Source organism: Roseicyclus amphidinii (assembly GCF_030163755.1).
Taxonomy (GTDB): Bacteria; Pseudomonadota; Alphaproteobacteria; order Rhodobacterales; family Rhodobacteraceae; genus Roseicyclus; species Roseicyclus amphidinii.
The window spans coordinates 1-13,936 of the sequence record NZ_JASJOE010000075.1 but is presented as its reverse complement, the minus strand read 5'-3'; the positions used below and the strand labels follow the sequence as shown (position 1 = coordinate 13,936).

Annotated in this window: 15 protein-coding genes; 8 read left to right on the top strand and 7 right to left on the bottom strand. The window is 68.7% G+C overall.

The features are described from left to right. On the top strand, window positions 1-292 hold a 292-nt coding region (locus QQK83_RS17005), incomplete at its 5' end, for a PfkB family carbohydrate kinase (protein WP_284266277.1). Window positions 293-299: 7 nt separating this feature from the next. Here QQK83_RS17005 and QQK83_RS17000 read toward each other — a convergent pair. Then, on the bottom strand, window positions 300-1,823 hold the full coding sequence (locus QQK83_RS17000) for a malonate--CoA ligase (RefSeq protein WP_284266274.1): 1,524 nt from the start codon (window positions 1,821-1,823) through the stop codon (window positions 300-302). A gap of 36 nt (window positions 1,824-1,859) precedes the next feature. Beyond that, window positions 1,860-2,555: a GntR family transcriptional regulator gene (locus QQK83_RS16995; RefSeq protein ID WP_284266272.1), complete on the bottom strand. Its 696-nt coding sequence runs from the start codon at window positions 2,553-2,555 to the stop codon at window positions 1,860-1,862. A gap of 110 nt (window positions 2,556-2,665) precedes the next feature. On the opposite strand from QQK83_RS16995, the gene QQK83_RS16990 reads away from it, so the two are divergent. The 4 genes from QQK83_RS16990 to QQK83_RS16975 are packed head-to-tail and all read left to right on the top strand — an operon-like array spanning window position 2,666 to window position 6,463. Further along, window positions 2,666-3,907, top strand: a complete 1,242-nt coding sequence (locus tag QQK83_RS16990; protein ID WP_284266270.1) for a CaiB/BaiF CoA transferase family protein — start codon at window positions 2,666-2,668, stop codon at window positions 3,905-3,907. An 18-nt stretch (window positions 3,908-3,925) separates the two neighbouring features. Next, window positions 3,926-4,711 (top strand): enoyl-CoA hydratase, encoded by a 786-nt coding sequence (locus QQK83_RS16985; RefSeq protein WP_284266267.1) that lies wholly within the window; start codon window positions 3,926-3,928, stop codon window positions 4,709-4,711. Beyond that, the gene (locus QQK83_RS16980; protein WP_284266265.1) at window positions 4,711-5,187 is read left to right on the top strand and encodes a PaaI family thioesterase; all 477 of its coding nucleotides are present in this window, start codon (window positions 4,711-4,713) and stop codon (window positions 5,185-5,187) included. Before QQK83_RS16985 ends, QQK83_RS16980 begins: the two co-directional genes overlap by 1 nt. 10 nt (window positions 5,188-5,197) lie before the next feature. After that, complete coding sequence (locus QQK83_RS16975; RefSeq protein WP_284266264.1) at window positions 5,198-6,463, top strand: aminotransferase class V-fold PLP-dependent enzyme; 1,266 nt, start codon at window positions 5,198-5,200, stop codon at window positions 6,461-6,463. Here the strand turns inward: QQK83_RS16975 and QQK83_RS16970 are convergent. The 5 genes from QQK83_RS16970 to QQK83_RS16950 all read right to left on the bottom strand — a co-directional run bounded on the left by QQK83_RS16970 (window position 6,460) and on the right by QQK83_RS16950 (window position 11,095). Continuing rightward, window positions 6,460-7,083: an Ldh family oxidoreductase gene (locus QQK83_RS16970; protein ID WP_284266262.1), complete on the bottom strand. Its 624-nt coding sequence runs from the start codon at window positions 7,081-7,083 to the stop codon at window positions 6,460-6,462. The genes QQK83_RS16975 and QQK83_RS16970 overlap by 4 nt on opposite strands. 137 nt (window positions 7,084-7,220) lie before the next feature. After that, window positions 7,221-8,744 carry a tripartite tricarboxylate transporter permease gene (locus tag QQK83_RS16965; RefSeq protein ID WP_284266260.1) on the bottom strand — a complete coding sequence of 508 codons (1,524 nt, stop codon included), beginning with the start codon at window positions 8,742-8,744 and terminating at the stop codon, window positions 7,221-7,223. 24 nt (window positions 8,745-8,768) lie between these two features. Next, window positions 8,769-9,245, bottom strand: coding sequence for a tripartite tricarboxylate transporter TctB family protein (locus QQK83_RS16960; RefSeq protein ID WP_284266258.1), 477 nt, complete (start codon window positions 9,243-9,245; stop codon window positions 8,769-8,771). An 80-nt stretch (window positions 9,246-9,325) separates the two neighbouring features. Beyond that, window positions 9,326-10,318, bottom strand: a complete 993-nt coding sequence (locus QQK83_RS16955; RefSeq protein WP_284266256.1) for a Bug family tripartite tricarboxylate transporter substrate binding protein — start codon at window positions 10,316-10,318, stop codon at window positions 9,326-9,328. A 102-nt stretch (window positions 10,319-10,420) separates the two neighbouring features. Further along, a complete protein-coding gene (locus QQK83_RS16950; protein WP_284266254.1) occupies window positions 10,421-11,095 on the bottom strand; it encodes a GntR family transcriptional regulator in 675 nt (224 codons plus the stop codon). A 179-nt stretch (window positions 11,096-11,274) separates the two neighbouring features. Between QQK83_RS16950 and QQK83_RS16945 the strand changes: the two genes are divergently transcribed. The 3 genes from QQK83_RS16945 to QQK83_RS16935 all read left to right on the top strand — a co-directional run. Next, window positions 11,275-12,015, top strand: coding sequence for an SDR family NAD(P)-dependent oxidoreductase (locus tag QQK83_RS16945; protein ID WP_284266251.1), 741 nt, complete (start codon window positions 11,275-11,277; stop codon window positions 12,013-12,015). Between the two features lie 10 nt (window positions 12,016-12,025). Then, entirely contained in the window at window positions 12,026-13,090 is a 1,065-nt protein-coding gene (locus QQK83_RS16940) for an AbrB family transcriptional regulator (RefSeq protein ID WP_284266249.1), read from the top strand. 80 nt (window positions 13,091-13,170) lie between these two features. Continuing rightward, window positions 13,171-13,936 (top strand): M20/M25/M40 family metallo-hydrolase (locus tag QQK83_RS16935; RefSeq protein ID WP_284266247.1); only part of this gene is annotated, 766 nt, incomplete at its 3' end.

The window sequence follows — 13,936 nt, the reverse complement described above, 5'->3', positions numbered from 1 at the left end:
CGGCGACGCCACGCCCGCCGCGACCGCGGACCGCTACGCGGGCGCGGGGGCGGCGATGGTGGTCGTCAAGAACGGCCCCGGCCCGGTGCATCTGCGCGAGGGCGGCACCACCGCGCAGATCGTCCCGCCGCCCGCCCCGCGGGTCGTCGACACGACGGCAGCCGGCGACAGCTTCAACGCGCGGGTCCTCGTCGGACGGTTGCGCGGCGAGCCGCCCGCCGACGCCACCGCGGCCGCCTGCGCGCTGGCCGGGCGGGTCATCGGCGAACGCGGGGCGCTCGCCCCGGTCTGAGGCCCGGTCAGCCCGCCTTGTGGCGGAAGACCGCCTCGTAGGTCTTGCGCAGCTCGGCCTTCTGGACCTTGCCCATCGTGTTGCGCGGCAGCGCCTCGATCACCGCGACATGCCGCGGCCGCTTGAACCCCGCCAGATCGGCCCGCGCCGCCGCCTCGATGGCGGCAAGGTCGATCTCGGCCCCGCTTTCCGGCACCAGCACCGCCACCACGCTTTCCCCGAAATCGGGATGCGGCGCGCCGATGACTGCGCTTTCCTTCACGCCGGGCTGCGCGTCGAGGAACAGCTCGATCTCCTTTGGATAGATGTTGTAGCCGCCCGAGATGATCAGGTCCTTGCCCCGGCCCACGATGGTCACATACCCGTCCGCGTCGATCCGGGCGAGGTCACCGGTCAGGAACCAGCCGTCCTCCTGCAATTCCTCGCGGGTCTTCTCGGGCATCTGCCAGTAGCCCTTGAACACATTCGGCCCCCGCACATGCAGCATCCCCGTTTCGCCCACGGGCAGCTCGGCCCGGCTTTCGGGGTCGCAGACCCGCACCTCGACGCCCGGAAGCGGGAAGCCCACGGTGCCCGCGCGCCGGTCGCCGTCATAGGGGTTCGAGGTGTTCATCGAGGTTTCCGTCATCCCGTAGCGCTCGAGGATGCGGTGACCGGTGCGCGCCTCGAACTGGCGGTGGGTTTCCGCGAGCAACGGGGCCGAGCCCGAGATGAACAGCCGCATATGCGCCGTCAGCGCCGTGTCGAAGCGCGCATCGTCCAAAAGCCGCGTGTAGAAGGTCGGCACCCCCATCATGCTCGTGGCCATCGGCAGCTTGGCCAGCACCGTCTCGAGGTCGAATTTCGGCAGGAAGATCATCGCGCCGCCCGCCAGAAGCATCACGTTCGTGGCCACGAACAACCCGTGGCTGTGGAAGATCGGCAGCGCGTGCAGCAGCACGTCATCGGCAGTAAAGCGCCAGCAGTCAACGAGGGCCTGCGCGTTCGACAGAAGGTTCTTCTGCGTCAGCATCGCCCCCTTCGAGCGCCCCGTGGTGCCGGAGGTATAGAGAAGCGCCGCCAGATCATCCTCGCCGCGCGCGACGGGGGCGAAAACGTCTCCCTGCCCCGCCACGGCGTCGGTCAGCGTGCCCGCGCCATCTCCGCCCAGCGTCAGAAGCCGCGCCCCGGCAGCCCCGGCGATGGGCGTCATCGCCTCGGCCTCGGACGGATCGCAGACGAACAGCGCCGCGCCGCTGTCGCCGACGAAATAGTCCAGCTCCTTCGCCGTGTAGGCCGTGTTGAGCGGCAGGAAGACCACGCCGGCCATGATGCAGGCCGCGTAAAGCGCCAGCGCCTCGGGCGATTTCTCGACATGCACCGCGACGCGGTCGCCGGGGGCCACGCCCATCGCGGTCAGCGCGTTCGCCGTCCGCCGCGCCTGCGACAGGAACCCCGCATGGGTCAACCGGCCCCCGTCGGGCAAATGCAGGAACACAGTCTCCTGCCCCTCGTGCGGAGCGAACAGCGCGTCGTAAAGCGGGTTGGTCATCGTCTCGTCCTGTCTTCTGTCGTCGTCCGTGCCGCCTCAGCCCGCGACAGGGCTGTCGACCTCGGCCATGGTCATGTAGCGGGCGAACCCGCCGGTGATATGCGCCAATGCGGCCACCCGCGCCCCCTCGGGGTCGGCGGCGGCCACGGCGCGGGTGATCGCGGCATGCTCGTCTATCGAGCGGGCGATGTTCGTCGCCACCGACAGGCCCTTGCGCCGGAACAGGTGCATCTCCTTGACGAGGTTGTCATACATCGTCTTGGCCTTGGGGTTGGCCGCGCCCTGCAACAGCAGGTCATGGAACTCGATGTTGAGCGCGTAGTAGCGCGCCGGGTCGCCCTGCCCGTGGGTCTCGCGCATCTGCTCGAGGTTCCGCTCCAGCCGCGCGACCAGCTTCGGCTCGCTCCCCTCGCCCACGCGCCGCGCCGTCGCCGCGCAGGCCATGGCGAATATCGCCCCCCGCAAGTCGTAGAGGTTCCGGACCTCGGCCAGCGTCGTCTCGTGGACGAAGGCACCCCGGTTGGCGATCAGGTCGATCAGCCCGCTGTCGGCGAGCGAGCGGATCGCCTCGCGCACCGTGCCGCGGCTGACGCCCATCGCCGAGGAGAGCGTCAGCTCGTTCAGCTTTTCGCCCGCGGCCAGTTCGCCCTCGACGATCATCCGTTCGATCTCGCCCCGAACCTCGACCGCCAGCGTCGCGCGCCGTCCTATGGATCTTGCCCCTGTCGTCATGGCCGCACCTGACCTCCACCCTCGTATTTTGTCAACAATCAACATTTTGATTGTCATGTGTCGGACAATGTCATACATCGGTTTCAGCTTGTGATCCACGGGGAGGGACCATGTCTTCGCCTGCAAAGCAGCCGCTCGACACCGCAACAGGCACCGCCGATCCGCACGGCGGTCTGGCCGCCGCCAGCACCGCGCTCAACGGGTTGCGTGTGCTCGACCTGACGCGGGTGCGCTCGGGGCCGACCTGCGTGCGGCAATTGGCCGATTGGGGCGCGGACGTGATCAAGATCGAGGCCCCGGTCGACGCCGCCCAGTTCGGCGGCCCGCGCTCGGGCCCGGATTTCCAGAACCTGCACCGCAACAAGCGCAGCCTCACGCTTGACCTGAAATCCGAAGAGGGCCTTGCCGCCTTCAAGCGGCTGGCCGACACCGCCGACATCATCGTCGAAAACTTCCGCCCCGGCGTGAAGAAACGCCTCGGCATTGATTACGAGACCCTCAGCCAGACCAACCCCCGCCTGATCTACGCCTCGATCTCGGGCTTCGGACAGGACGGCCCGCTCGCCGACCGCCCCGGCTTCGACCAGATCGCGCAGGGCATGGGTGGCCTCATGTCCATCACGGGTGAGCCGGGCCGCGGCCCGATGCGCGTGGGCATTCCCATTGCCGACCTGTGTGCGGGGCTGTTCGCGGCGCAAGGCATCCTGATCGCGCTCTTCGAGCGGCAGACCTCGGGCCGTGGCCAATGGGTGCAGACCTCGCTTCTGCAGGCGCAGGTCTTCATGCTCGATTTCCAGGCCGCGCGCTGGCTGATGAACGGCGAGATCGCCGGACAGGCGGGCAACAACCACCCCACGACCATTCCCACCGGCGTCTTCGCCACCTCGGACGGGTTCATGAACATCGCCGTCGCCGGCGAGGTCATCTGGCAACGCTTCGCCAAGGCCCTCGACCGCGCCGACTGGATCGACGACGACCGCTACAAGACCTCGCCGGACCGCTCGAAAAACCGCGACGCGCTGAACGGCGAGATCGCCGATATCATCGCGTTGAAACCCACCGCCCACTGGATCGATACGCTGATCGAGGCGGGCGTGCCCGCGGGCGAGATCAACGACATCTCCCAGGTCTTCGCCACCCCGCAGGTGCGCCACCTTGGCCTTGCCCAGCCCGTCACCAGCCAGGAGCGGGGCGAGACCGAACTGGTCGGCCAGCCCATCATCATGAGCCGCACCCCCAGCCGCATCGCCGCCCCGCCCCCCACGGCCGGGCAGCACACCGCCGCCATCCTGGCCGAGATCGGCTATTCCGACGCCGAGATCGCCGAGATGAAAGCCTCCGGTGCCATCTGACCCACAGGAACACAGACCATGACCGACAAGATCCTCACCGAGCAGTCGGGCGAGATCGCCCGCATCATCTTCAACCAGCCCGAAAAGCGCAACGCCGTCTCGCTCGAGATGTGGGAGGCCGTCGAGGCCGCCGCGACCCGCTTCGCCGCTGACGACAGCGTGCGCATCCTCATCCTGTCGGGCGCGGGCGGCAAGGCCTTCGTCTCGGGCGCGGACGTGTCGAAATTCGAAAGCGAGCGCGCCAGCGCCGAGGCCGTGGCCCATTACAACGCCACGACGAAACGCGTCTACGACCTGATCGAGGCCTTCCCGAAACCCACCATCGCCCAGATCGACGGCTTCTGCGTCGGTGGCGGCGTCGCGCTGTCGCTCAGCTGCGACCTGCGCATCTGCGGCGAGAACTCGCAGTTTGCCATCCCGGCGGCGAAGCTCGGCCTCGGCTACGGGTTCGAGGGGATCAACCGCCTCGTGAATGTCGTCGGCCCCTCCTTCGCCAAGGAGATCTTCTTCACCGCCCGCCGCTTCGACGCCGAAGAGGCGCGGATGATGGGCCTCGTGAACCGTGTCGTGCCCGCCGAGGACGTGGGCCGCGTGGCGCAGGAAACCGCCGAGATGATCGCGGCCAACGCGCCGATGACGGTGGCCTCGGTGAAATACATCGTGGGCCAGACGGTGACGGACGAATCCAAGCGCGACCTTGCCGAATGCGCCGCCCGCGTGAAGGCCTGTTTCGACAGCGCCGATTACATCGAGGGCCGCCGCGCCTTTCTCGAGAAGCGCAAGCCGAACTTCGTGGGCGCGTGATGCCTGACGCTCCGAAACGGATCGACACCGACAGCGCGCGGGCGCATCTGGACCGCGCGCTCGACGACCATGAACAGGCCTTCGAGCGGTTCTTCCTCGCGCGATTCCTCGACCTCTCCTTCACCTACCTGCCCGAGGGCGCGCCGGATGCCGAGAAAACCACCTGCCGCATCACTTTCCCGGTGACCGACATGGTCCGCAACCCGCAGGGCAGCCTGCATGGCGGCGTCATGTGCAGCGCGATGGACATCTCGATGGGCCATCTCGTCGCCAAGGTCGCAGGCCCCGGCGCGACCATCGAGATGAAGGTCCAGTTCATCCGCCCCGTGATGGAGGGGAACGTGACCGTGGAGGGAAGCTTCACCAGGCGCGGACGGTCCCTTTCCTTCATGGAAAGCAAGCTTTATTCGGGCGATGGAAAGCTGGCCGCCCATGCGACGGCCACCTGGAAAATGCCCACACGCCCAGAGCCCTGAGGAAACCCCGATGCTCACCGAGAAACCCGGCCTGATGGAGGCCGTCCGCGGCCGTTTCGCCCATGTCGACACCTGCCCCTTCGAGGGGCCGCGCATCTTCTTCGAGAACGCGGGCGGCGCGCTGACGCTGAATTCCGTGGTCGAGACCTCCGCGAAATTCGCCGCCATCCCCGACAACCAGGGCCGCGACAACCCCGCAGCCCACGCGCTTGTCGCCCTGATCGACAAGGCCAAGGCCGACATGGCCGTCTTCTTCAACGCCCCCCACGGGCGCTTTTTCGTCGGCGAAAGCGGGACGGAGCTTCTGTTCCGCCTGATCCGGACCGCCATCGTCGGCACGGAACCGGGCCGCGTCCTCGGCTCGACCCTCGAACACCCCGCCACCCGGTCCGCCGCGAAGCACTGGGCGGAGGTCGCGGGCAAGCCCCATGTCCTCGTCGCCCATGACGACGCCATCGGCTGCGTCGGGCCCGAGCATTACATCCCCGAGATCACGCCCGACACGCGCGTCGCCACCATACTGCACACCTCGCCCGTCACCGGCATGGGCGTGGACGTGGCCGCCGTCGCCGCCGCGATCCGGCGCGTCGCGCCTGACTGCATCATCATCGTCGACGGCATCCAGCACGCGGCCCACGGGCGGCTCGACATCGAGAGCTACGACATCGACGGCTATGTCGTCTCGCCCTACAAGGTCTTCTCGCGCCACGGCTACGGCGTCGCCTGGGTCTCGGACCGGCTGCACGCGATCAAGCACGAGCACCTGATCGACGCCCCCGGCAACCCGTGGGAATTCGGCACCCGCGACACCGGCGCCTATGTCACCTTCTCCGACGTGGTCGATTACTTCGACTGGCTCGGCGGGCAAGTCTCGGACGCCACCGACCGCCGCGCGCGGATCGTCGCCGCGGGCGAGGCGATCCACGCCCACGAGGCGCGGCTGACGGATGCCATGATCCACGGCACCGGCAACCTGAAAGGGCTGGCCGAGATCGAGGGGATCACCATCATCGGCGGCGTCGACAACCCGCGCCGCGAGGGGCTGGTCTCGATCACGGTCGCCGGTATGGACGCGCCCGATGTCGTGACCAAGCTGCGCGAGCGCGGCATCCGCACCCATACGCGCAAGGCCGACCATTACTCGGGCAACATCCTGACGCCGCTCGGCATGGACGCCGCGATCCGCGTCTCGATGTGCCATTACAACACCGAAGCCGAGGTCGCGCAGTTCCTGCAGGCCATCCGCGAGATCGCCGAAGGGGTCGAGGCCGCCTAACCCGCCGCCTCTTCGAGAGACGCAACAAGGGCCGGGGGGAGTTCCATCCCCTCGGCCCTTGCCTTGTGCAACGCCACCAGCGCCCGCACCCCCGGCAAGCGCGGCGCGGGGCCACCGCCCACCGCAGGCGTCTCGCCAAGGATCGCCGCCGCCCGGTCGATCCGTTCGGTCAGCGCCGCCAACCCGCCCAACTGGCCCACGTCGATCAACAGGAACATCTGCCCCAGATCGGGCCGCGCACCCGCATCCTTGTGCGTGTCCGGTACATCCGATAGGATCGCCGCCCCCGCCAGCCCCGCCGCCATCAGGTCGAGCATGACCGCCAGCGACGCACCCTTCGGCCCGCCGATCGCTTGCATCAGCCCCGCCATGGCGGCCTGTGCGTCCGTCGTCGGCCGCCCCTCGGCATCCGTCGCCCAGTCGGGCGGGATCGCCCTGCCCTCCTGCGCCGCCTTGCGCACCTTGGAGCGCGCCGCGACCGACAGCGCCATGTCGAGCATCGCGTGCCGCCCGCCCGCCCGGCGGCGCCAGCATCGGCGCGCTGTTCGAGCTGGCGAGACAGGCAAAGCCCGCCTCCGCCGCAACCCGCTCGAGGATCGGGGCCACCCGCGACAGACCATGCGTCGAGATGCCCATCATCTCGGCCAGCGTCAGGTGCAGGGCTGCGGCCTCGGCCATCTCCCCGGCCACACCCGCACGGCAAAAGCCGCGAGCGACCAGCGCCCGCGCCTCTGCCTCGGTCAGGACGGCCACCGGCCTATCCCCCCGCCTTTTCCGCCCGCCCGGCCTTGGACCCGATCCGCCCCAGAAGCGGCAGGATCAGCACCAGAACCACCGTTACCCCGATGATCCAGAGCGACGCGGGCCGCTCGAGGAAGATGCCGAAGGACCCGCGCGAGATCGTCAGCGTCTGGCGCAGCGCCTCCTCGGCCAAGGGCCCCAGCACCAGCGCCAGCACCAGCGCGGCCGGAGAGAAGCCGTAAAGCCGCATGAAGAAGCCCACGATGCCCGCCGCGAACATCAGGTAGGTCTCGACGAAGCTCGCGTTGACGCTGAACGTGCCCAGCGTGCAGATCACCACCACAGCCGGGCCAAGGATGCGGTAGGGCACCTTGATCAGCTGCACGAACAGCGGGATCGCAAAGACCGAGATCGCCAGCAGAACCATGTTGCCCAGGTACATCGAGGCGATCAGACCCCAGGCCAGTTCCGGGTTCTGCTCCATGAACAAGGGGCCGGGCCGCAGACCCCAGAGCATGAAGGCCGCCAGCAGAACGGCGGTCGAGGCCGAGCCGGGAATGCCCAGCGTCAGAAGCGGGATCATCGCGCCCGAGGAGGCCGCGTTGTTCGCCGTCTCGGGCGCGACCAGCCCCGCCATCTCGCCCTGTCCGAACTTCTCGGGCGTCTTCGACAGCGAGCGTTCCGTGGAATAGGCCATGAGCGAGGCGATGGTCGCGCCTGCGCCGGGGATCACGCCCACGACGAAGCCCAGCACCGAATGGCGCGCCATGGTCCAGCGGGTCGAGATGAAATCCTGCGCGTCGGGCCAGAACCGCGCCTTCTTGTCGATCTGGATGATCCCGCCCGAGCCTGTCTTGTGCAGGCCCGAGTAGAAGGCGTAGAACAGCTCGCCCAACCCGAAGAGGCCGATGGCGATGGGGATGAAGTAGATCCCCCCGATCAGCTCCGCCGAGCCGAAGGTGTAGCGCCCCTGCCCCGTCTCTAGGTCGACGCCCACGGTCCCCAGCGCGAAACCGATCAGCGCCGAGACGACGCCGAGCTTCCAGTTGGTGCCGATCATCACGATCAGCGTCAGCATCCCCATCGCGGCCAGCAGGAAATATTCCGGCGGCCCGAAACTGCGGCTGACCTGGCTGAACAAGGGCGCAAGGATCGTGATCAGGATCACGCCCACCGTCCCCCCCACGAAGGAGGCCACGGCCTGCATCACCAGCGCCGGGCCCGCGCGCCCCTTCTTGGCCAGCGGGAAGCCGTCGAAGGTCGAGGCCACCGTCGCGCTTTCGCCGGGCGTGTTCAGCAGGATCGAGGTGATCGTGCCGCCATACATCGCCCCGTAATAGATCGCGGCCAGCATCATGATCGCGCCGACCGGGTCCATCCCGAAGGTGACCGGCAACAGGATCGCAAGCCCCGCCGAGGGGCCGAAACCGGGGATCACCCCCACGACCATGCCGACCATCGCGCCGGCCAGCAGATACACGAGGTTTATGGGCGTGATTGCGACCGACAGGCCCATCACGAGGTCGGAGAATATGTCCATCCGGCGTGTCCTACGGAATGTGTGTCAGAACGGCAGCAGCTCGAACATCGCCGGCGGCATGTTCGCGTTGAGAAGCCGGTCGAACAGGATGTAAACGAAGATCGGCAGCAGCACCGCCACCAGCGCATTCTGCACATGGCGGCCGGGGTTCAGCAGGCTCAGGGTTGCCGCAAGATAGATCAGCGTCGCCACGAAGCCGCCAAAGAGCCGCAGCAGCACCGCGTAGCCAAGCGCCAGCGCGATCAGCTTGACCGCGTCGCCCCAGCTGCCCGCGGGCGCGTCATCTGCGCCCGCCGCGCCACCCGCCGCCACCCGCGCCCTGTCGCGCAGCGCATCCAGGATCACCCAGATCGTCGTCAGCGCCATGCCGACCCCGATGATGCGCGGAAAGAAGCCGGGACCAAGCCGCCCGGTCCGCGTCAGGAAATTCAGATCGACGAAAGCGATGTAACTGTAGAACACGGCGCCGCCCAGAACGGCGACAAGGAAGACGATGCGCATGGCGGTCTCGGGCCCCCTCAGCCCTGCAGGATCGGAGACGGGCGCACAGCCGCGCCCATCTCCCTGTCAGGCTCCGTGGATCAGTCGATCGCGCCGACCGAGCGCAGCACCTCGGCAAAGCCGTTCTGCGTGCGGGTCAGGAAGGTCCGGAACTCCTCGCCGTAAAGAACCGTCGGCGTCAGCGTGTTCGAGCTGATGTATTCCGCCCATTCCGGGGTCTGCACGACCTCCTGCATTGTGGCGATCCACCACTCCTGCGCCTCGGCGGGCGCATCGGGCGGCAGGATCAGGCCGCGCGGCATCGACACGCCGATGTCATGGCCCACGTCGCCCATCGTCGGCACGTCGCCAAGCGCATCGGGCGTCGAGCTTCCCGAGTAGACCAGCGGACGCAGGTCGCCGCTGTCGATCAGGCCCAGGATCTCGCCGGGGTTGCCGACCATCGCGTCGACCGAATCCGACAGAAGTGCCGTGGTCTGATCGGCCATCGAGTTGAACGAGACATACTCGAACTCGAACCCTGCCGCCTGCGCGAACAGCGTCGGCACGATGAAGTCCACGTTCACGGTGCCGGTGCCGGCGATGGTGATCGGGTTCGCTTGCGCGTATTCGATGAACTGCCCGATGTCCTGGATGTCGGACGAGCCGTTCACCACCAGCACGAGGTCGTCGGTCGCAAGCAGCGCCACCGGCGTGAAGTCGGCGGGCTCCCACGGCGTGTCCGCCTGCAGCGGCGTGGTCACGAAGCTGCCCGAGGTGGTCGAGATGCCGTAGCCCGACCCGGCCTGACCGAAGAGATATCCCCAGCCCACGGCCCCCGAACCACCCGCGCGGTTCTCGACAGAGATGTCGCCGGGATAGAGGTCATAGGTGTTGAGGATGTCCACGATGGTCCGCGCCATGATGTCGTTGCCGCCACCCGGCCCGAAGGCGATGGTCCAGTCCAGCGTCTCCTCGGTGCTGGGATAGCCCTGCGCAAAGGCCGCCCCGCCAAGCGCCAGCGGTGCCGCGACCGCGACCCCGATGGCCCCTGCCCGCAGCCGGCTGGCCCAGTTGTCCTGAAGTTCCGTCATCTTGTCCTCCCTTGGATTGGTTTCCCTGTCCGCGGCCCGCCCCCTCCTTCGGGCGATGACCACACGACTTGCCAAAGCGCGCCCCGCGCTCCCGTTTTGCCGTCAGAGCGTCTCCAGCAATCGTTCCTTCGCGTTCTCGTGATGCGCCGCGCCAAGCGCCTGCGCCCGCGCCGCGTCGCCCGCGGCGATGGCCGCGGCGATCTGGCCATGTTCCGCGTTCGACGTCCTGAGCGAGGCCGCCCCGCTCAGAACCCGCCGCCGCATCAGCCGCACCTCCTTGCCGAGCGCCACGTAAAGCGTGCGCGCCCGCTCCGCCCCTGCGGCCGCTGCGATCCGGTCGTGAAACGACAGGTTCAGCTCGAAATAGCGCGGCTCGTCCCCCGCGGCGATGGCGTCATCCATCTGCGCCACGTCCTCGGTCAGCCGCGCCGCCGTCTGCGCATCGCCCCGCGCCGCCAACCGGCCGCACAGGTAGCCCGCGATCATCGCGCGCAGATCGTAGAGCTCAAGCACCTCGTCCACCGACAGGCTCCGGACATAGACGCCGTCATTGGCGACCGTGCGCACCAGCCCCTCGCGCTCCAGCGAGCGCGCGGCCTCGCGCACCGGTCCGCGGCTGACGCCCAGCTGCTCGGCCAGCGCCGCCTCGTTGAGGCGTTCGCCGCCGGGGATCTCGCCATGAAGGATCATCCGCTCCAACTCGTCGCGGACCTCCAGCACCAGCGGGCGCTGGCGCCGACGTGCAAGGGAATCCCGGATATCCTGCCGCATCTCCATGCCGTGTTTCTCGGCCGATAGATTGTCGATTGTCAACAATATTCTGTTGAATGCCGATGGTCGGAAGGATACGCAGTCCCTGCACGGACAGCGTCCGCCCCACGGGGAGCGCCGCGCGTGCAGGCCCATGACCACGGGCCAGGACACTGATTACCGGATGGAAGAAAGGCAGGCGCACCATGACCGACAGACCGCTCAGCGGCAAGACCGCCCTCGTCACCGGATCGGGCCGGAACATCGGCCGCGCCATCGCCCTGCGGCTTGCGCAGCTGGGGTGCAACGTCGTGGTCAACGGATCATCCGATGCGGCCGCCTGCGACGACACCGCCGCCCGCGTCACCGCCGAGGGCGCGCAGGCCCTTGTCGCCATGGGCGACCTCGGCCGCGCCGAGGATGTCGCCCGCATCGCCGAAGAGGCCCGCGCCCGCTTCGGCGCGGTCGACATCCTCGTGAACAACGCCGCCCGCCGCCCCCACAAGCCTTTCCTCGAGATGACGGACGACGACTGGCACGCCACCGTCGACATTGCGCTGACCGGCACCTTCCGCACCTGCCGCGCCTTCCTGCCCGACATGGTCGACCGCAAATGGGGCCGGATCATCAATTTCGCGGGGATGAAGGCGATCAAGGGCTATTACGAGGGCGCGCCGATCTCGGCGGCCAAGCATGGCGTCTGGGGCCTGACCAAGGCGCTCTCGACCGAGTTCGCGGCCCATGGCATCACCGCCAACGTCATCTCCCCCGGCCAGATCCGCAAGGAAACAGCGACCGCGGACGACCCGGCGCGCGCGGCCACCATTCCGGCGGGCTTCATGGGTCAGCCCGACGACATCGCCGCCGTCGCGGGCTTTCTCGCCTCGCCCGAGGCGCGCTTCGTCACCGGCCAGATGATCGCCGTCAACGGCGGCGAGGCGACCTGAGACAGCACCCATGACACAGGCCAAGGGCCTCTTCGCCAAACGCGCCATGACCATCGCCGTGGGCCTGCTGGGCACGGCCGCCTTCTGGGCCGTGGACCTTCCCCTGCCCTTCCTGCTCGGCCCGCTGACCGCGATCCTGATCGCAGCCCTCGCAGGCGCACCGGTCAAGGATGCCGGAACGCTCGGCAAGCTGATGCGCACGATCCTCGGCGTCGCCATCGGTGCCTCGATCACCCCCGATCTCGTCGCGCGGATGCCGCAAATGGCGGCCTCGCTCGCGCTGGTGCCGCTCTACGTGGTCAGCATCGCCGCGATCGGCGTGCCCTTCTTCCGCCGCGTCTATGGCTTCGACCCGGTCACCGCCTGGTATGCCGCCATGCCCGGCGGGCTGCAGGACATGGTCCTCTTCGGACAAGAGGCGGGCGGCAACACCCGCACGCTGGCGCTGATCCACGCCACCCGCGTGATGATCATCGTGATGATCACGCCCTTCCTTCTGGTCCATCTCTTCGACGCGGGCCTCGACAACCCCATCGGCGCGCCCGCCGCAACGCTCCCCCCGCACGAGCTGGCCATCATGGCCGCCGCGGCCATCATCGGCTGGAAGGGCGCGGAACGCATCGGCATGTTCGGCGCGCCGATCCTCGGCCCGATGATCCTGACCGTGATCCTGTCGCTCGGCGACATCATCCATTTCCGCCCCCCCGCCGAGGCGATCCTTGCCGCGCAGTTCTTCATCGGCCTGACCCTCGGCGCGGGCTACGCCGGCGTCACCCTGCCCGAGATCCGCCGCGACGTGGTCGCGGGCATCGTCTTCGTCGTCATCGTGGCCACGCTCGCCGCCATCTTCACCGAGGCGGTGATCCTCCTGGGCCTCGCGCCCCCGGTCGACGGCTTCCTCGCCTTCGTGCCCGCGGGGCAGGCGGAAATGGCGGTCCTCGCCATCATCGTCGGGGCCGACCTCGGCTATGTCGTGCTGCACCACGTCACCCGCGTCTTCCTGATCATCACCGGCGCGCCGGTCGCGGCCCGGCTCTTCGGCGTCGGCCGCCCGAAGGACCCCGACGCGGGCTGACGCCCCCCGCGGGACCGCTTGAGAAGATCCCGCCGACCTGACACAGTGGCGCAAACCTTTGCGCACAGGGGCCGCCGCTCATGCTCGACACCTCCGATCCCCGCAGCACCGCCACCCGCCTCGCCTCCGCCATCGCCGAGGATGACGCCTTCCGCACCGCGCTGGCCGATCTCATCGCGTTTCCCACCGACGCAAGCGCCCCCGACGCGCCGCTTCACGCCTATCTCGCCCATGTCGCGCAGGGCTTCGGCGCGATGGGCTTCGAAACCCAGGGCTTCACCGCCGACGGCCACCCCTTCCTCCTCGCCTCCCGCATCGAGGACCCCGCCCGCCCCACCGTTCTGGGCTACGCCCATGGCGACACCGTGCCCGGCATGCAGGGCCGCTGGGCCGAGGGGCGCGACCCCTGGACCCTGACCGAAGACGCCGTGACCGGCCGCTGGTATGGCCGCGGCATCGCCGACAACAAGGGGCAGATGCTGGTCAACATGACCGCGATGCAGGCGGTGATCGCCGCGCGCGGATCGCTCGGCTTCAACGCCCATGTGCTTGTCGAGATGGGCGAGGAAATCGGCTCGCCCGGCCTGCGCAAGCTCTGCGCGCGGCTCAAGGACCGGCTGGCCGCCGACCTGCTCGTCGCCTCCGACGGACCGCGCGTGGCCGCCGACCGGCCCACGATCTTCCTCGGCGCGCGCGGCGGCGCGACCTTCCGGCTGCGCCTGAAGCGGCGCACCGGCGGGCGGCATTCCGGCAATTTCGGCGGCGCGCTCAGGAACCCCGCGCTGGAACTGGCCCATGCGCTCGCCTCCCTCGCCTCGCCCAGGGGCGCGCTGCAGGTGCCCGGAT